Source organism: Pseudomonas sp. LAMO17WK12:I5 (assembly GCF_900215165.1).
Taxonomy (GTDB): domain Bacteria; phylum Pseudomonadota; class Gammaproteobacteria; order Pseudomonadales; family Pseudomonadaceae; genus Aquipseudomonas; species Aquipseudomonas putida_A.
Genome location: NZ_OBDS01000012.1, coordinates 60,872 through 78,934 on the forward strand (window position 1 = coordinate 60,872; position 18,063 = coordinate 78,934).

15 protein-coding genes are annotated in these 18,063 nt (G+C 59.6%); 6 read left to right on the forward strand and 9 right to left on the reverse strand.

All coding sequences use genetic code 11. The features are described 5' to 3' along the window. Nucleotides 1-197: 197 nt before the first annotated feature. From CRO59_RS21440 to CRO59_RS21475, 8 genes are all read right to left on the reverse strand, one after another. On the reverse strand, nt 198-641 hold the full coding sequence (locus tag CRO59_RS21440) for a TspO/MBR family protein (RefSeq protein ID WP_027611782.1): 444 nt from the start codon (nt 639-641) through the stop codon (nt 198-200). 59 nt (nt 642-700) lie between these two features. Beyond that, nucleotides 701-2,890, reverse strand: a complete 2,190-nt coding sequence (locus CRO59_RS21445) for an ATP-binding protein (RefSeq protein WP_097089808.1) — start codon at nt 2,888-2,890, stop codon at nt 701-703. A 159-nt stretch (nt 2,891-3,049) separates the two neighbouring features. After that, a complete protein-coding gene (locus tag CRO59_RS21450; RefSeq protein ID WP_097089807.1) occupies nt 3,050-4,588 on the reverse strand; it encodes a cryptochrome/photolyase family protein in 1,539 nt (512 codons plus the stop codon). 14 nt (nt 4,589-4,602) lie between these two features. Next, a complete protein-coding gene (locus tag CRO59_RS21455) occupies nt 4,603-4,908 on the reverse strand; it encodes a DUF6482 family protein (protein ID WP_097089806.1) in 306 nt (101 codons plus the stop codon). 32 nt (nt 4,909-4,940) lie between these two features. After that, nucleotides 4,941-5,483: a DUF3833 domain-containing protein gene (locus CRO59_RS21460; RefSeq protein ID WP_097089805.1), complete on the reverse strand. Its 543-nt coding sequence runs from the start codon at nt 5,481-5,483 to the stop codon at nt 4,941-4,943. Nucleotides 5,484-5,589: 106 nt separating this feature from the next. Beyond that, complete coding sequence (folE, locus tag CRO59_RS21465) at nt 5,590-6,150, reverse strand: GTP cyclohydrolase I FolE (protein WP_097089804.1); 561 nt, start codon at nt 6,148-6,150, stop codon at nt 5,590-5,592. A 241-nt stretch (nt 6,151-6,391) separates the two neighbouring features. Beyond that, the gene (locus tag CRO59_RS21470) at nt 6,392-7,516 is read right to left on the reverse strand and encodes an alkene reductase (RefSeq protein WP_097089802.1); all 1,125 of its coding nucleotides are present in this window, start codon (nt 7,514-7,516) and stop codon (nt 6,392-6,394) included. Nucleotides 7,517-7,610: 94 nt separating this feature from the next. Beyond that, a complete protein-coding gene (locus tag CRO59_RS21475) occupies nt 7,611-8,288 on the reverse strand; it encodes a type 1 glutamine amidotransferase domain-containing protein (protein WP_097089800.1) in 678 nt (225 codons plus the stop codon). A 196-nt stretch (nt 8,289-8,484) separates the two neighbouring features. On the opposite strand from CRO59_RS21475, the gene CRO59_RS21480 reads away from it, so the two are divergent. From CRO59_RS21480 to CRO59_RS21495, 4 genes are all read left to right on the forward strand, one after another. Continuing rightward, the gene (locus tag CRO59_RS21480; RefSeq protein ID WP_097089858.1) at nt 8,485-9,069 is read left to right on the forward strand and encodes a TetR/AcrR family transcriptional regulator; all 585 of its coding nucleotides are present in this window, start codon (nt 8,485-8,487) and stop codon (nt 9,067-9,069) included. Between the two features lie 66 nt (nt 9,070-9,135). Continuing rightward, complete coding sequence (locus CRO59_RS21485) at nt 9,136-9,795, forward strand: carbonic anhydrase (RefSeq protein ID WP_027611791.1); 660 nt, start codon at nt 9,136-9,138, stop codon at nt 9,793-9,795. A gap of 92 nt (nt 9,796-9,887) precedes the next feature. Beyond that, a complete protein-coding gene (locus CRO59_RS21490) occupies nt 9,888-10,514 on the forward strand; it encodes a TetR/AcrR family transcriptional regulator (protein WP_097089798.1) in 627 nt (208 codons plus the stop codon). Nucleotides 10,515-10,711: 197 nt separating this feature from the next. Further along, on the forward strand, nt 10,712-11,983 hold the full coding sequence (locus CRO59_RS21495) for an OmpP1/FadL family transporter (RefSeq protein WP_097089796.1): 1,272 nt from the start codon (nt 10,712-10,714) through the stop codon (nt 11,981-11,983). Nucleotides 11,984-12,223: 240 nt separating this feature from the next. On the opposite strand, the gene CRO59_RS21500 is transcribed toward CRO59_RS21495, so the two are convergent. Next, complete coding sequence (locus CRO59_RS21500) at nt 12,224-13,684, reverse strand: efflux transporter outer membrane subunit (RefSeq protein ID WP_097089794.1); 1,461 nt, start codon at nt 13,682-13,684, stop codon at nt 12,224-12,226. A gap of 171 nt (nt 13,685-13,855) precedes the next feature. Between CRO59_RS21500 and CRO59_RS21505 the strand changes: the two genes are divergently transcribed. Together CRO59_RS21505 and CRO59_RS21510 are read left to right on the forward strand one after the other, a co-directional pair. After that, nucleotides 13,856-14,965 carry an efflux RND transporter periplasmic adaptor subunit gene (locus tag CRO59_RS21505; RefSeq protein ID WP_097089792.1) on the forward strand — a complete coding sequence of 370 codons (1,110 nt, stop codon included), beginning with the start codon at nt 13,856-13,858 and terminating at the stop codon, nt 14,963-14,965. Continuing rightward, nucleotides 14,962-18,018 carry an efflux RND transporter permease subunit gene (locus tag CRO59_RS21510; protein ID WP_097089790.1) on the forward strand — a complete coding sequence of 1,019 codons (3,057 nt, stop codon included), beginning with the start codon at nt 14,962-14,964 and terminating at the stop codon, nt 18,016-18,018. The genes CRO59_RS21505 and CRO59_RS21510 overlap by 4 nt, the downstream gene beginning before the upstream one ends. Nucleotides 18,019-18,063: the final 45 nt, after the last annotated feature.

Consider the following 18,063-nt stretch of genomic DNA (forward strand, 5'->3'; position numbering starts at 1 on the left):
CCCGTTGAAATGAGGCGTGCATTATATAGATAGGTAACTACCTAGTTAAATCACTAATTCAGTAATGAACTGTTGTTCATTGCGAAATCCCCGTCCTGAGCGGGGACCTGCGCTTTCAAGGGGTTGCAAAGATATTTTGAATGCCTGAAAAAGAGCCTTTTTGTCAGAAAAAATGCGAGTTATGACAGCTGCCGTCATCAACCACGGTTATTGCGCAGAATCGAGAAATTCAACGCCGCCGCCACACACAACCAGGCCAGATACGGAAACAGGATCAACCCGGTGATCAAATCCAGGCGCAATGCCATAAACACCATCACCGCGACCACCAGCCACAACAGCAGCAGAATCACCATGGCGGCGGCCACCTGATGCGCGCCGAAGAACACCGGCGTCCACAACGTGTTCAAGGCAATCTGCGCGGCCCATAGCGCCAGTACTGTCTGACTGCCAGGAATCAGACTCAAGCGATAACCGGCCCAGGCCAGCAATAGATAGATTATTGTCCAGGCCACCGGAAACGCCCAGTTGGGTGGAGTAAATCCGGGTTTATTGAGCCCTTCGTACCATGGCCCGGGCTTGAAAATCACCCCGGTAGTCGCCGCAGCGCCGCACGCGATCAGAAAAATCAGAAACGTCACCATTTTTCACTCCTTGGCCGCAGCCACTATCTCTGGGATTACAGCGCCGCAACGGTCGCTCATTCGGATTTCATCGCCATCAGGTCGCTGACCCGCGCCACCAGCGTGTCGACGGCAAACGGCTTGGTCAGCACCTGCATGTCCGGGCCCAATTGACCGGCGCCAATCACCGCGTTTTCTGCGTACCCGGTGATGAACAGGGTCTTCAGGTTCTGGCGGATTTCCCGGCCGGCATCGGCCAGTTGCCGACCATTCATGCCACCCGGCAAGCCGACGTCGGTGATCAGCAAGTCGATGTGAATGTCCGAGCGCAACATCTTCAGCCCGACCACACTGTCAGCGGCCTCTATCAAGGTGTAGCCGAGATCGCCGAGCACGTCTGTCAGCAGCGCACGCACCGTAGGCTCGTCGTCCACCACCAGAATTGTCTCGCCAGATTTGGGCAAGGCTGCCGGCGTGTTGTCCTTGTGATCCTGATTCGGCACGGGCTCGCCATGGTAGCGCGGCAGGTAAATGCACATCTCGGTGCCCTGGCCGACCTGCGAATGCACGCGCACCTGACCACCGGACTGCTTGGCGAAACCGTAGATCATCGACAGCCCCAACCCGGTGCCCTGGCCCAGCGGTTTGGTGGTGAAGAAAGGGTCGAAGGCCTTGGCGATCACATCGGCAGTCATGCCGGTACCGGTATCGGTCACGCACAGGCACAGGTATTCGCCCTCGGGCATGTCCAGGGTGCGCGCCGTCTCGCAGTCCAGCGCACGGTTGGCCGTTTCGATGGTGATGCGCCCGCCATCGGGCATCGCATCGCGAGCGTTGATGCACAGGTTGAGCAGGGCATTCTCCAATTGGCTGGCATCCACCAGCGTTGGCCAGAGCCCCGGTGCGGCGCGGGTTTCCAGGACGATGCTGGGGCCGACCGTACGCTGGATCAGTTCGGTCATGCCGGTCATCAGCGTGTTGACATCGGTTGGCCGCGGATCGAGGGTCTGGCGTCTGGAAAACGCCAGCAGACGGTGGGTCAGGGCGGCGGCTCGCTTGACCGCGCCCTGGGCGGTCACCATGTACTTGTCGACTTCGTTCAGCCGGCCCTGACTTATGCGCGCGCCCATCAACTCCAGCGCGCCGGAAATGCCGGCCAGCAAATTGTTGAAGTCATGCGCCAGGCCCCCGGTCAGTTGGCCGACGGCTTCCATTTTCTGCGACTGACGCAGCTTCTCTTCGGCCTGCATCAACTCTGCGGTGCGCGATGACACGCGCTGCTCCAGCGTATCGTTGAGCGCGCGCAACGCGGCGATGGCGCGGTCGCGCTCCGCTTCGACATTGCGCCGCTCCTCGACATCGATCAGCACGCCGGGAAAGCGCAGCGGCGTTCCATCATCGGCACACTCAACACGGCCGTTGGCTTCGATCCACTGATATTTGCCGTCTGTGCGGCGCACACGGTACTGGTGGGAGTAGGCGCCACCACGGCCGATGGCTTCGTTGATCGCGGTGGTCAGTCCATCCTGGTCTTCGGGATGCACGGTCACCATGACTTGTTCGAGGCTCAGCCCTTCGCGGCCCAGCGCCGGGTCGAGGTCAAACACCCGGGCGAACGCTTCGTCCACGGCAAAACGGTCGGTGAGCAGGTCCCAGTGCCAGGTGCCGATGATCGCACCGGCGGCGAGCGCCAGTTGCACACGCTCGACGTTCTCCCGCGCCAGCGCTTCACTGGCACGCAAACGCTCCTCGGCGTCGCGCCGCTGGGTGACGTCGTTGAACAGGATCGCGATCTGCCGGTCGGCCGGATCGCCGACACGCACCGCGCGCACGTCGAACCAGCGTTCGAAGGTGTTGGCGTAATTTTCGAAGTTCGCCGGCTCTCCGGTTTTGGCCACATGGCCGTAGGTTTCGAACCAGAAGCTTTCCAGATTGGGCGCGAACTCGGTCACCCATTTGCCGCGCAGGTTGACCCCGCATTGGTGTTCGAACGCCGGGTTGGCTTCGACGAAGTAGTAATCGACGGGTTTATCGTCAGCGTCGAATTTGACCTTGACGATGGCGAACGCCGATTCGATGGTTTCCAGAATGGTGATGAAGCGAGCCTCGCTGCGGGCGAGCGCATCCCGACTGGCTTGCAGTTGCGCCGCCATGTCGCGATCGAGGTCAACGTCCTGCGTGTCGACCTGAGGGCACTGAAGCGCCGCGCGCAATCGCCTTACCTCTGACTCAAGCGCTTCGCGACTAAGGTGTTCAAGGGTATCCATGTGACCTGCTTTATTGAATGTTCAGGGGCTGGCTTCATAGAGCGCGTAGGCACAACGCGAGCAGTGAACGTCGCGCTCGCAGGGGACTTGAGCGCCAATCATCCGTTGACCGGGCGCGCTGTGCTTAAGTTTCACCACTCACGCATGCGAGCACTCATTTCAGATCGATTCGCCGTTATCCAGACGCGCCAACAGGTTTTGCCCGCGTTGCCACAGCGCCTCCTGTCTGGCTGGTGGCATGCGGTCGAGGTTCTTGTACATCATCGCCATGCGCTGATTGCCGCGCAGTTGTTCGCCGTGGCGCATCAGAAAATGCCAGTACAACGCATTGAACGGGCAGGCATTGTCCGCGGTACTTTCGCTGACCTTGTAGGCGCAGCTTCGGCAGTAGTCGGACATGCGATTGATGTATTGGCCACCGGCGCAATAGGGTTTGGAACCGAGGTAACCGCCATCGGCATGCATGACCATGCCCAGCGTGTTGGGCAGCTCGACCCAGTCAAAGGCGTCCATATAGATCGCCAGGTACCACTCACAGATCTGGCTCGGCGCGATGCCGGCGAGCAGGGCAAAATTGCCGGTGACCATCAGCCGCTGAATGTGGTGCGCGTAGGCGTGCTGCAGACTCTGGCCAATGGCCTGGCGCATGCAGTTCATCTGCGTAGCGCCAGTCCAGTAGAACTCGGGCAGTGGCCGGTCGTTGCCGAATGCGTTGCCCAGTGCGTAGTTCGGCATTTTCAGCCAGTACACGCCGCGCACATATTCCCGCCAGCCGATCAGTTGCCGAATGAAGCCTTCGGCAGCATTCAGGGCAATCCTGCCGGCCCAATAGGCCGACTCGACGTCACTGCACAACTGCCGCAAATCCAGCAGGCCTATGTTGAGCGCAGCGCTGATGCGCGCGTGAAACAGGAACGGTTCGTCACTGGCCATGGCGTCCTGATAGTCGCCGAATCCTGCCAGGCCAAAATCCAGAAAATACTCCCACAGCGCCTGCGCGTCGGCGTGGGTGACCGGGTAGTTGAAGTCGTCGAGTGCACCGTAATGCTGACTGAAGCGCGCCTTCACCAGATCCAGCACTTCGCCAGTGATGACGTCGTTGCCGAAACGGATAGGGTAGGGGGCTTTCACGCCTTTGGGCAGGGCCTTGCGATTCTCCGAATCGAAATTCCACGCACCACCCACCGGCGTGCCGTCGCCATTGAGCAGCAAGCGACTCTTGCGGCGCATCTCGCGATAGAAGAACTCCATTCGCAACTGCTTTTTGCCGGCGGCCCAGGCGGCGAACTCGGCGCGACTGCACAGAAAACGCGTATCCGCGTGCCAATGGATGGGCAAGCCACAGTCCCTGATTGATTGCTCCAGGCGCCAGTCCCCGCATTCGGTGACGTGCACTTCTTCGACCTGCAACCGCTGTTGCCAGCGGCGTAATTCCCCCGGCACCGAGCCGCTATTGTGCGGATCATCCAGGGTCACGTATTCGACACGAACGCCCTGATCTCGCAGGGCCTGGGCGAAATGGCGCATGGCACTGAAGATCAGGGCAATTTTTTGCGGGTGGTGCGGCACATGGCTGGCTTCTTCCATGACCTCGACCAGCAGCACAGTGTCGCGCTCGCTATCGAGCGTCTGCAAGGAAGCCAAGTCGAAGGACAACTGATCGCCCAGTACCAGGCACAACCGACGGTTCTGGTTCATTCACAGCATCCGTTTCATAGCGATGTGGTCAACGAAAACGGAATCCGCAGCTCTTCGACGGGCCCGCTATCACGCCCGCACATTTCGTCGTGCACGCATTGCTGCACCAACACGCAGGGGAATGCCGGCACAGTCTGCAGCAGGTCACGCAGATGGGTGATCGAGCGCAGATGCATCGGTTTGGCTGCATCGTCGAGCAAGGTGAACTGGCCGTGATCCAGACGGATGCGGGCCAGATAAAAACCACCTTCAAGCGACAGCAACTCCAGCTCACGTATTTCGCTGTTGGCCGCACGTTCGGTCAGGGTTTGCAGATTCATGCTTCACTCCTTGCCTATCAATTCAGCACTGTTCATTGATTTTCTCCCGCGCTCTGGCGACGGAAGAACAAGGTCACCTGACCGACTTCAACCCCGAGTTTGGACATGCGGGTGCGATTGATCAGCGTGTCTTCGTCCATCTGGTACATCCAGTCGTCCATGCTCATTTCATAGGTCGAGCCATCAACCGGCAGGTTCAGGCGATACCGCCAGTGCAGCGCATTTCCGGCGACCTGACCTGTGGCGACGCCCACCACATCACCCGCACGCCCGCGCCAGCGCCCCTGGCCCTCGGGCGTCAGGGTCCAGACGCGGCGTTGGCGCGTGCCGTCGCTGTACAGGAAGCGCTCATCGAGAATCAGGTTGTCGCCTTCACGATGGCTGACGATGTTGACCTCAAAGCGCTTGACCACTTCCCCGGAGCGCTTCTGAAACATCCCCCAGGCTTTCACGGGTTTGCTGAAAAAGCGTTGCAGATCCAGCGTCGGTTGCTGATCGGCATAGTGGCTGACATCCACGCTGCCGCAGCTTGCAACGCCGAGTGCCAGAGCCAGTAAGAGCACAAGTCGGGCCATTGCCGTTCTCCCTGAGTGCACAGGTATAGGGGTGAAAATAGGAATATCGTGCTTGTACAGTGGGGTTGCTGTGTACAGGTTTATCGCGCCTGTCGAAGGTCGGAAATCAACTTCGCCGCCCGATCAATTGCAGGAACTCCTGACGCGTCGTGGAGCTGTCGCGAAAGGCACCGAGCATCACCGAAGAGGTCATGATCGAATTCTGCTTTTCGACGCCGCGCATCATCATGCACATGTGCCTGGCTTCAATGACCACGGCCACGCCGGCGGCATCGGTGATCTGCTGGATCGCCTCGGCGATTTGCCGGGTGAGGTTTTCCTGGATCTGCAGACGGCGGGCGAACATGTCCACCACGCGCGCTACTTTCGACAATCCCAGCACCCTGCCGGTGGGGATGTACGCCACGTGTGCCTTGCCGATGAAAGGCAGCATGTGGTGCTCGCACAAGGAATAGAGCTCGATGTCACTGACGATCACCATCTCATCGCTCTGCGATTCGAACAGGGCACCGTTGGTGACATCTTCCAGACTCATTGAATAGCCGTTGCACAGATACTGCATCGCTTTGGCCGCACGTTGGGGTGTGTCGAGCAGACCTTCGCGCTCGGGATTCTCACCGACGCCGACGAGGATTTCGCGGTAATGGCTGGCTAGTAGTGGGTTCATTCAGAGTGCTCGCGGCAGTGCTGTGCGTGGGGGCCAATCCGTAGCGGAAGAGTTGTACGTAAAGAAGTGCTTTGTATAGGTTTTATTCAAGATAGGCTGAAAAAATAAACCTGACAATCAATCGGCAATCTTTTTTGTGCAGATGCGAAAACCTCGCAGCGCAGCGCGCGAGGTTGCGGGTATAGCGGGGGAGAAGAGGAAGCGCTCCCGGTGAGTGGGAGCGCTGTGCGAATTCGCGGAATTATTCGCTGTAGGTCGGGTAATCCACATAGCCTTCGGCATTGCCGCCGTAGACCGTCGCGGGATTCAGTGGATTGAGCGGCCAGTCATTGGCGATGCGCGCCGGCAGGTCCGGGTTGGCCATGAACGGACGGCCGAAAGCCACCAGATCCGCCAGGCCCGATTCAAGCAATTGCGCACCGGATTCAGCGTTGTAACGCCCGGCGTAGATGATCGCGCCACTGAAGGTATCGCGCACTGCACGGCGGAAGATTTGCGGCATCGCGGGCGCGTCGTCCCAGTCCGCTTCGGCGATGGACAGGTAGGCAATGCCCACATCCTCAAGCACCTTGATCGCTTCGATGTAAGTGGTGTGTGGGTCCTCTTCGACCATGCCCAGATAGGTGCGCGCTTCATCGGTGGTGGTGAACAGCGGCGCGAAACGTACGCCGACTTTCTCTTTACCGATGCACTCGGCGACACCCGACACCACTTCGCGCAGAAAGCGCAGGCGGTTGTGCAGCGAGCCACCGTACTGATCGGTGCGCACATTGCTGTGGGCAGAAATGAACTGGTTCACCAGATAGCCGTTGGCGCAGTGCAGTTCGATTCCGTCGAAGCCGGCGTCCATCGCATTGCGCGCCGCCTGTATATAGAGCTGAACCAGTTCCTGGACTTCATCGGTGCTCAGTGCTCGCGGCGCGGATGGCGTAACCAGCTCGCCGGCGCCCGGCGCAGTTTCGATGAACACGCTGACTCGCTCGGTGGCGATGGCGGACGCTGAAACCGGTGCCGCCCCATCAGGCTGCAGCGCGGTGTGGGACACACGGCCGACGTGCCAAAGCTGGGCGAATATCACGCCGCCCTGTGCATGCACCGCTTCGGTGACTGTGCGCCATCCGGCAATTTGCTCAGGGGTGTGAATGCCGGGAGTCCAGGCGTAGCCCTGACCGCGAGGCTCGATCTGCGTGCCTTCGGTAACCAGCAGACCGGCGCCGGCGCGTTGCTGGTAATACTCGGCCATCAATGCGTTGGCGACATTGCCCGGTTGTGTGCTGCGCTGGCGGGTGAGGGGTGGCAGGACGATGCGGTTCTTCAGGGTGTGCAGGCCCAGTTTGACGGGGGTGAAGTAAGGGCTGTTTTTCATGTGATTCCTGTTTTGGCCTTATTAGACCAGTCGACTAGTAATGCGGTAAAAAAACACCGTGCGGGATGCGCACGGTGTCTGGACGCTGGAGGGCTCAGGCCAACAGTTTCAGCAGTTTTTCGGCGACGGCTGCCGAGCTGGCAGGGTTTTGCCCCGTCACCAGTTGGCCATCGGTCACCACGTGAACCTGCCAGTCAGCGACTTTGGAGTAGCGGCCGCCGAGACGCTGGAATTCGTCTTCGATCAGGAACGGCACGACATCGGTCAGGCCTACCGCGGCTTCTTCAGCGTTGGTGAAACCGGTGACGTCCCGGCCTTGAATCAACGGCTTGCCATCGGCAGCCACCACGCGACGCAGAACGCCCGGCGCATGGCAGACGAAACCGTGAGGTTTGTTGCTGCGGTCGAACGCTTCGATCAGCGCAATCGAGTGTTTGTCTTCGGCCAGATCCCACAGTGGGCCATGGCCACCGGGATAAAACACGGCATCGAAATCCTCGGCGCTGACATCCGCCAGGCGCCCGGTATTGGCCAGCGCCTGCTGAGCAGCAGGGTCCTTGCGGAAGCGATCGGTTTCAGCGGTTTGCGCATCGGGCTCATCGCTTTTCGGATCGAGCGGTGGCTGGCCGCCGGCCGGCGATACCAGAGTGATCTGCGCGCCGGCATCCTTGAAGGCGTAGTAGGGGGCCGCGAACTCTTCGAGCCAGAAGCCGGTTTTCTTGCCGGTGTTGCCAAGCTGATCGTGGGAAGTCAGAACCATCAAGATTTTCATAGAGCGCCCTGTATTGGTCTGGTGTCCTCGACGGGTTCGTCTGCGACACCTCGGAAGGAGTGACGGCCACAGAATAGATTTATATTAGACCGGTCGTCTAGTAAATTTTTACGCCCGTGTTTCCGGGCCATCACTGTGGCAAACTCCTGCCCATCAGAAATATACGACTGGTCTAATGTTTGGTATTTTGCGCCCCATGAAACCGACCTACGACGATACCCGCCAACACCTGCTCGACACTGGCCACCGCATGATGGCCGAAAAGGGCTTCACCAGCGTTGGCCTGAGCGAGATCCTGCAGACCGCCGGTGTGCCCAAGGGCTCGTTCTATCACTACTTCAAATCCAAGGAACTCTACGGCCAGGCGTTGCTGGAAGACTACTTTGTCGGCTACCTGGCAGATATGGAGCGACGCCTGACTCTGCCCGGCCTCAGTGCCTATGAGCGGCTGATGGATTACTGGCAGGGCTGGCAGAACCGCTGCACCCTGGAAGGCCATGGTGATGAATGTCTGGTGGTGAAGTTGAGCGCGGAAGTCGCCGACCTGTCCGAGTCGATGCGCCTCACCTTGCGCGACGGCGCCGAGCGCATCGTTGCGCGCATCACGACGTGCCTGGAAGAAGGGCAGCTGGATAAAAGTTTGCCGCAGACTGACGCTCGGCAACTGGCAGAAACCCTGTACCAACTCTGGTTGGGTGCCAGTCTGTTGAACAAACTGCAGCGCACGGGGCAGTCGCTGCAGACGTCGATGGTGATGACGAAGCGGCTATTGCAGCGCTGAAAACACCCACGACCTTTCATATCGAGTACTTTTGCAAGCATCCGGCATCAGGATTTGGAGAACTTCATGCGTGACATTATCGACGGCTTTCTGCGCTTTCAGCGTGAGGTATATCCGCAACGTGTCGAGCTGTTCAAGCAACTCGCGACCTCACAAAATCCGAAGGCGTTATTCGTTACTTGCTCGGACAGTCGTGTAGTGCCTGAGCTTCTTACACAGCGCGAACCCGGTGAACTATTCGTGATCCGCAACGCCGGCAACATTGTGCCGTCGTATGGTCCCGAACCCGGTGGCGTGTCGGCTACCGTCGAATATGCAGTCGCCGTGCTCGGCGTACAGGACATCGTGATCTGCGGGCACTCGGACTGCGGAGCGATGGGCGCGATATCGCGCTGCACCTGTCTGGATCATCTTCCTGCGGTCGCCAATTGGCTGCGTCACGCGGACGCTGCGAAAGCGATCAACGCGGCGCATGAATTCGACACACCGCGCGCGAAGCTCGATGGTCTGGTTCGGGAAAATGTGATCGCGCAACTGGCGAACCTGCGCACGCACCCCTCCGTGGCCCTCGCGCTCGAGCAAGGGCGCATGAATCTGCACGGATGGGTCTACGACATCGAGGCGGGGTGCATCGATGCGCTGGATGGTTCAACCCGACGCTTTGTTCCCTTGGCTGATTCGCCGACTACCGTGGCGATCACTGCGCGTAACGGCAAGCAGATGTAACGGCTGGCCTCATCTGAAATCGCCAGACTTGTGACCTTATTCCTGTGTGGTCACAAGTTGTCAGCCCGCCATAGGATGAGTAAGCTGCTGTCATGAATCAGCTATCAATATCTGCCTCCTCGCCAAACACTCGTGGCCCGGCCGAGCACGACATTCGTGACCAGATTGTCGCCGCGGCCAATGAGCACTTCAGCCAGTATGGCTACGCGAAAACCACGGTTTCCGACCTGGCCAAGGCCATCGGTTTTTCCAAGGCGTACATCTATAAATTTTTTGACTCGAAACAGGCGATTGGCGAGGCCATTTGCGCCAATTGTCTGGGGCAAATCGTTGCAGCCGTCGAACAGGCCGTTAACGAAGAATCTCTTTCGGCGACCGAGCGTTTGCGCAGATTGGTAAAAACCGTCATTGCCACGGGTGTGAATCTGTTCTTCAACGACCGCAAGCTTTACGACATCGCGGCGTTTTCCGCCTCGGAGCGTTGGCACAGTGCCCAGGTGTATGAAGCACAGATCAAAGACTTTATTGTCGACATCGTGCGGCAAGGACGAGAAGCGGGGGAGTTCGAGCGCAAGACTCCACTGGACGAGACTGTCGAGGCGATCGATCTGGCGCTGCGACCTTTCGTCAACCCCTTGCTGTTGCAGCACAATCTGGATTTCATCGAGCAAGCGCCCACGCTGACCTCCAACCTCATCCTGCGCAGCCTCATGCCCTGACTGTCGCTGGTCAAATCTGTCAGTCGATTCGAGTCAAAACCACATCCCCCACATGACGTTTTCCGTTCCCGGCCAATGAGTGCCGGGAGGGCGCAACATTTCGCTCTTCGTGACCATTGACTGAATTGGTCACATGGATAATATGGCTTCGATGTAGTTCGATGTTCTATTCCAGTGATCTCCATAGAGTCCCAACAATGAAAAGAATAATGCTCAAGAGCCCCGTGGGCCTGGCCGTCGTGCTTGCGTCTTCCAATGTGCTGGCCGGTGGCTTTGCACTCAACGAACAAAGCATCAGCGGGATGGGGTCCGGGTTTGCCGGGCGATCTTCATCGGCCGAAGACGCCAGTACGATCTACGGCAACCCGGCGGGCATGGCGCGACTTAAACAAGAGCAGGTCAGCGTGGGGGCGGCGACATTGTTCGCCAAGTCCGATATCAGCCGGACTCGCAGTACGTTCGGTGGCAAGGAAGACGGCGACATGGTGCCCACGACCACCGTACCGATGGGCTATTACGTCAAACCCATCGATGAGCACTGGGCATTCGGCGTCGGGTTTTATGTACCCTTCGGGTTGATCACCGACTACGGCAGTGGGTTTGCCGGACGCTATTACGCCAACAAGAGCGAAGTCACCACGCTGACTTTCCAACCGACCATCAGTTACGCTTTTAACGAAAAAGTCTCGATCGGTTTCGGTCCGACCATCAACCGTATCGGTGGAGAGATATCGGGCATGGTGCCCAATCCATTAACCCCGGGGCGCAATGACGGCAAGCTCAAAAGCACGGGTGATGACACCGCGCTGGGCTTCAACGCCGGTGTGCTGGTGCAGGCGACAGATCAGACCCGCCTGGGGCTGACTTATCACTCCAAAGTCAGTTACCACCTGGATGCGAAAACCAAGGTCACTGATGGCATCTTCAGCGTGCTGGGCGTCAGCGGCCGCAGTTATGACGCATCGCTGGATGTGGATACGCCGGAGTCGGTGGATTTTTCGGCCACGCATCAATTCAATAACGACTGGACGCTCTATGTCGGTAGCACCTGGACGCGCTGGAGTCGCTTCAAGGAGCTGACCATCGAAAACAGCGGCCTGCCGCCGTTGCTGAGCGGTCAATTAGGGACGATCAGCGAAGAGCAGAACTGGCATGACACGTGGGCACACGCCATCGGTGCCGCTTATCAATTGAATAGCCAGTGGGTGTTGCGTAGCGGGTTTTCGGTAGATCAATCACCCGCCAACAATACCAATCGCGGCCCCCGTATTCCTACGGGCGATCGAAAGGTTATCAGCTTCGGTGCAGGCTGGACGCCGGTGGAAAATGTCACCATCGACTTCGCTTACTCCTATCTCTGGGAGGAGAGCGTGAAGGTCAACGACAGCTCGCCATCCAGAGGTGCCTACAGCGCCAGGTACAAGAACAGTGCGAGCGGGCTCGGTACGTCTGTCAGCTACCGTTTTTAGCTGAGGACTGTACTCACAATGTGGGGCCGGGAGTGCGTGCTGCCTCCCGACCCCACACACGCAAGGGCATGTTGATCGGGCCGATTCTCGCAGAGAGGTTGGCCCTTTTTTATAGATCAACCCCCCATGACTTTGGCCATCAGGTTCTGATGAAAACGCCGTGGCGTGGCCCACGTCAAAACCGCGATCGACCTTTTGCTGCGTACTGTCGAGCCAAATTCTTTGCAAAGCTGGCGAACTTCATCGCGACGCAACAGGCAGGGTTTCGGGAACTTGCCAGCCGCCGCCGAGCGCTTTGAATGCCGCAACCGCAGCCCGCGCCGATTCTGTCCGCGCTTGCGCACGGGCATCGGAAGCCTGGAGCAATGTTTCGTCGGCGTGGAGCACATCAATCAGGCTCGCGGTGCCTTTTCCATAGGCAATAAAAGACGATTGGCGAGCCTGGGTCAGAGAAGCCTCGCCTCCCGCGAGCGTGGTGGCCTGAAGGTTTCGGTTCACCAGGGCGGAGAAGGCATTCTCGACATCCTCAGTGGCGCGTAACACCGACTGACGATAAGCGGCCAGCGCTTCGGCTTCCTGTCCTTTGGCCTGATCGATCTGCGCGTTTATCCGGCCTACGTCAAAAAGTCTCCAGCGCAACCCAAGGACCGCCGCTGACTGACTGGCGCCGCCGGTGAACAGGTTGCCGCCGGAAACAGCCGTGGCGCTACCGAGCAATGCGCTGAGCGAAAGTTTCGGGTAGTACTCGGCAATCGCCACGCCGATGCGTGCATTGGAGGCTGCCAGGCGGCGCTCGGCGACGATCAGATCCGGCCGGCGACGCAGCAGATCGGCCGGCGTTCCCGAGGCGTTTATCGGCGGCACAACAGGAATGCTCGCCGTACCGGTCAGTTGCGTGCGGTGAGTCCCCGGCGGGGTGCCGAGCATCACGTCCAGCGCATTCATTGCGGCATCCAGGCCGGTCTGCAGCACTGGCACGCTCGCCTGGACTTGCGCCAGCGCGCCCTCAGTCTGTTGAACCTGATAGCGGGCAGCGAGGCCCTTGCCGTAGAGCAGGCGGACTTTCTCCAGCAGTCCCTGCTGGGTTTCGACTTGGCGGTTGGCAATCTCCAGTCGCGCCTGCAACCCACGGAGGGTGATGTAGATATCGGCCGTCTGCGCTGCAATGGCCAGGCGTGTGGCGGTCGCGCCCGCCTCGGAGGCCTGGTATTCGGCGAGTGCGGCTTCGCGCTCGCGTCTCAACCCGCCAAAGACATCAATCTCCCAGCCGGCATTGAGGTTGAGCTCGTAGGAACTTCCGTAGCGATCATAGCCAGGCGTTGAGTTCAACACCTGGCCGAGCGGCGTTTCGACGGATTGATAGGCGCGTGCGGCCTGGCCATCAATGCTCCCGGAGGGCAACAGAGCGGCATTGGCGGCCCCCAATCCTGCCCGTGCCTGTGTGACCCGCGCCGCTGCTTGTGCCAGATCGAGGTTCTGTTCCAGCGCCTGGGTGACGAAACCGGTCAACACGGGATCGTTAAAACTCTCCCACCAGTTGACCAGCCGGGCCGGCGCCGTTGCCGGCGTCTGTTCGGCTGCTGGCTGACTCAGGTAACGATCGGGAAGCGCGAGGGCAGGCTGTTGATAGTCGGGACCGACCGCGCAGCCTGCCATCAGACTGGCGGTCACCAAAAGCGTGACAGGGCGAACAGGAGACATTGAGGTACCTGCGACGAAGATGATAAGTGACCATATTAAATGATGGTCACGACATTGAGGTCAACGATATCTTGTCTATGTGCGCCATCCACTTAAAATGAGTGACCATTGACATTAATAGTCACCGCGCTGAAAATGCCGACCATGTCCTATTCTTGAGTAACGGAACCTATGCGCCGGCCTCTAGCTGTACCGATTGCCGTTTGTCTGTTGCCGCTCGTCCTGACGGCGTGTGGCGACTCATCCGTCGTTGACGATCCCCGTACGCATGCCCCGGTGGTGAGGTCCGCTGCGGTTCAGGCCGCATCAGATACTTCACGTTCTTTCACGGGGGTCGTGATCGCCCGCGTCGAGGCTGACCTTGGTTTTCGGGTCTCGGGCAAAATACTCGAGCGCCTGGTTGACACAGGCCAGACGGTCAAACGAGGTCAGCCACTGATGCGTCTCGACCCGATTGATCTCGGGCTGCAGGCGCGGGCGCAGCAAGAGTCGGTCATGGCCGCCCGGGCGCGAGCCATACAGACCGCGGATGACGAGGCCCGGTATCGCGATCTGGTCGCCGCCGGCGCCATCTCGGCCTCGGCCTACGATCAGATCAAAGCCGCCGCAGATACCGCCAAAGCTCAGTTGAGCGCGGCGCAAGCGCAGGCTGATGTCGCTCGCAATGCGTCCGGTTATGCGGTGTTGCTTGCTGATTCCGATGGCGTGGTGGTGGAGACGCTGGCCGAGCCAGGACAAGTGGTGAGCCCCGGGCAAGCCGTGGTTCGACTGGCGCGGGCAGGGCAGCGCGAAGCCATCGTGCACCTGCCCGAGACGCTACGTCCGGCGGCAGGTTCAACCGCGCAGGCCACACTTTATGGCAACACCTCGGGTGCCGTGACAGCCAGGCTGCGGCTGCTGTCTGATTCGGCCGATCGCATGACGCGCACCTTTGAGGCGCGGTATGTGCTGGAGGGCGCGCTGGCCAATGCGCCGTTGGGTTCGACCGTTACGCTGCAGATCGCTGGCAGCCGCGCAAATGCACAGGTGTTGCAAGTGCCGCTGGCGGCGGTTTATGACCCAGGCAAAGGCCCCGGCCTCTGGGTGATTGCTGGCAACCCGACCAAGGTGAACTGGCGGCCTGTGCAGATATTGGGCGTGAGCGATGACATTGCGCGTGTCGACGGTGAACTCAAGGTCGGTGAGCAAGTTGTCGCTTTAGGCGCACATCTTCTGCGCGAGGGTGAGGAGGTAAGACTGGCTCAACAGGCTGACGTCCAGGTTGCCGGGAGCCGTCCATGAGCCAGGGGCGTTTCAATCTTTCGGCGCTCGCCGTTCGCGAGCGTTCGATCACGGTGTTCCTGATCTTCCTGATCGGTGTTGCCGGGATCCTCGCGTTTTTCCAGCTCGGGCGCGCGGAGGACCCGCCGTTTACGGTCAAGCAGCTGACGGTCATCACGGCGTGGCCGGGCGCGACCGCGCAGGAAATGCAGGACCAGGTCGCCGAGCCGCTGGAAAAACGCCTGCAGGAGTTGAAATGGTACGACCGTACGGAAACCTACACTCGTCCGGGTCTGGCCTTCACCGTGGTGACACTGCTTGATCGTACACCGCCCTCCCAAGTGCAGGAGGAGTTCTACCAGGCGCGCAAAAAACTCGACGATGAGTCGATCAAGCTACCGGCCGGCGTGATTGGCCCGATGGTCAACGATGAGTTTGCAGATGTGACCTTTGCGTTGTTTGCCTTGAAAGCCAAAGGCGAGCCGCAGCGCCTGCTGGTACGTGATGCCGAATCGCTGCGCCAGCGCCTGTTGCATGTGCCAGGCGTGAAAAAGGTCAACATCATAGGTGAGCAGAGCGAGCGCATCTTTGTCTCTTTCTCCCATGATCGGCTGGCCACGCTGGGGGTGACCCCGCAGGATATTTTTGCCGCGCTGAACAATCAGAACGTGCTGACGCCGGCCGGCTCGATTGAAACCAAGGGGCCAGAAGTCTTCCTGCGTCTCGACGGCGCCTTCGACAAATTGCAGAAGATTCGTGACACACCGCTGGCGATTCAGGGACGTACCTTGAAGCTCTCGGACGTTGCGACGGTCGAGCGGGGTTACGAAGATCCGGCCACCTTCCTTGTGCGTAACAATGGTGAGGAAGCGCTGTTATTGGGTGTGGTGATGCGCGAGGGCTGGAACGGCCTGGACCTGGGCAAGGCACTGGACGTGGAGACCACCCGGATCAACGAAGGCATGCCACTGGGCATGACACTCAGCAAGGTCACCGATCAGTCGGTGAATATCAGTTCAGCCGTCGACGAGTTCATGATCAAGTTCTTCGTCGCCTTGCTGGTGGTGATGCTGGTGTGCTTTCTCAGCATGGGCTGGCACGTCGGTATTGTCGTGGCCGCAGCGGTGCCACTGACGCTCGCCGTGGTGTTTGTGGTGATGGCGGCAACGGGCAAGAACTTTGACCGGATCACCTTGGGGTCGCTGATCCTGGCGCTTGGACTGCTGGTGGACGACGCCATCATTGCGATCGAGATGATGGTGGTGAAAATGGAGGAGGGCTACGACCGCATCAAAGCGTCCGCGTATGCCTGGAGTCACACTGCCGCACCGATGCTTTCCGGCACGCTGGTGACCGCTATCGGCTTTCTGCCTAACGGCTTCGCGCAATCGACCGCTGGCGAGTACACCAGCAACATGTTCTGGATCGTAGGCATTGCCCTGATTGCCTCATGGGTGGTTGCGGTGGCCTTTACCCCCTATCTGGGCGTGAAGCTGTTGCCGGACATCAAACAGGTCGAAGGTGGTCACGCGGCCATTTACAACACGCCCAATTACAACCGCTTCCGCCGGATCTTGACGCGCGTCATTGCCCGCAAATGGCTGGTCGCCGGTACTGTGATCGCGACGTTTGTCCTGGCCGTTGTCGGCATGAGCCTGGTCAAGAAGCAGTTCTTCCCCACCTCGGACCGTCCCGAAGTGTTGATTGAAGTGCAAATGCCCTATGGAACCTCCATCGAGCAGACGAGTATCACCACCGCCAAAGTCGAGGCTTGGCTGCAAAAGCAGCCTGAAGCAAAAATCGTCACGGCCTATATCGGACAGGGTGCGCCGCGTTTCTACCTGGCCATGGCGCCGGAACTGCCTGATCCGTCTTTCGCGAAGATTGTGGTGTTGACGCAGAGTCAGGAGGCACGGGAAGTCCTCAAGCTCCGTCTGCGCGAGGCCGTCGCCGAAGGGCTGGCTCCAGAAGCGCGGGTCAGGGTGACGCAGTTGGTGTTTGGTCCGTATTCACCGTTTCCTGTCGCTTACCGGGTGATGGGGCCCGATCCCTCGACATTGCGTGAGATTGCCGCTCAGGTGCAGACGGTGATGCAGGCGAGCCCCTTGATGCGAACCGTCAATAGTGACTGGGGACCGCTGACACCCGCGCTGCATTTCACCCTGGATCAGGACCGCTTGCAGGCGGTGGGGCTGACCTCCAGTGCGGTCGCGCAGCAGTTGCAGTTTCTGCTTGCCGGGGTACCGATCACGGCCGTTCGTGAGGACATCCGTTCGGTACAAGTGACCGGGCGAGCGGCGGGGGACATCCGGCTCGACCCTGCAAAAATTCAAGGCTTTACGCTGGTAGGCACGGCGGGCCAGCGGATTCCGCTGTCGCAAGTGGGGACAGTGGATGTGCGCATGGAGGATCCCGTCCTGCGGCGTCGTGACCGCACGCCGACCATTACTGTACGGGGCGACATTGCCGAAGGCTTGCAGCCTCCGGACGTTTCAAGTGTTATCACGAAGGCGCTGCAGCCGGTCATCGACACGCTCCCGGAGGGTTATCGTATCGAGCAATCGGGGGCGATCGAGGAGTCGGGCAAGGCCGGCCAAGCGATCTTGCCACTGCTGCCGATCATGATCGCCGTCACACTGCTGATCATCATTCTGCAGGTGCGCTCGGTATCGGCAATGATCATGGTGTTCCTCACCTCGCCACTCGGGCTGATTGGTGTGGTGCCGACACTGCTGCTCTTCCAGCAGCCGTTCGGTATCAACGCCTTGGTCGGGTTGATCGCCCTGTCGGGGATTCTGATGCGCAATACACTGATCCTGATCGGACAAATCCATCACAACGCGCAAGAAGGGCTTGATCCGTTTCACGCCGTGATCGAAGCCACGGTACAGCGTGCTCGCCCGGTACTGCTGACTGCGCTGGCCGCCATCCTCGCGTTCATTCCACTGACGCACTCGGTGTTCTGGGGCACGCTGGCTTACACACTGATCGGCGGCACGTTCGTCGGAACCATCGTGACGCTGGTGTTCCTGCCGGCGATGTACTCCATCTGGTTCAAGATCAGTAAGCCATAGGAAGCCATCTTCAGCGTTCGCGGCTGCTACGGCAGTCGCGGGGCG